1 protein-coding gene is annotated in these 634 nt (G+C 62.0%); it reads right to left on the bottom strand.

Going from position 1 to position 634, the window contains the following annotated elements; genetic code table 11:
* Positions 1 to 634, bottom strand: a 634-nt coding sequence (locus A372_RS32545) for an AMP-binding protein (protein ID WP_036702516.1), incomplete at both ends; no start/stop codon positions are given.

Genomic DNA, 634 nt, shown 5'->3' with positions numbered 1-634 from the left:
GTCCGTCCATCCGGCCCATATACTCGAGATTGCCGTCCGGCAGCCAGCGTACCAAGTCCCCGGTCCGGTAGAGGCGCTCACCGGGCGCGAACGGACTGGAGACGAACCGCTCAGCCGTCAGCTCCGGCTGATTCAGATACCCCCGGGCCAACCCCGGCCCGCTGATGCACAGCTCGCCCGGTACGCCGATCGGCTGCAGTTGTCCATCCGCTGCCAGTACATGGACTTTCGTCTGGCCAATGGATCTGCCGAGCGTATTTGACTGCACCGTATCGGTCACCGGCAAAGCGGTCGTCACCACGCTGTTCTCCGTCGGTCCATACTCGCTGACAAACTCAATCTGGCTGTAAACAAGCATCTTTTCAATCAGCGCCGCGCTGATTTTCTCCCCGCCGGTGACCACGCTCCGTACGGTAGCCAGCTGTTCCGGCCGGATCATCTCCAGCAGCGCCGCGAGCAGACCCGTTGGGAATTGCGCGTGGGTAATCTTCTGCTCGGCAAGCGTGCGGATAATGGCCTCCGGATCGCTTAGCTCTTCATCGCGCAGCATCACGACGGTCGCGCCCGCAACGAGGGGGCCAAAGAAGTGCGTGATGAACGCATCGAATATGAACGGGCTGGCATGCAGCACCCG

Source organism: Paenibacillus sp. OSY-SE (genome assembly GCF_000283315.1).
Classification (GTDB): domain Bacteria; phylum Bacillota; class Bacilli; order Paenibacillales; family Paenibacillaceae; genus Paenibacillus_B; species Paenibacillus_B profundus.
Note: the sequence above shows the minus strand (reverse complement) of the source record. Positions and strands in the feature narration are given on the sequence as shown.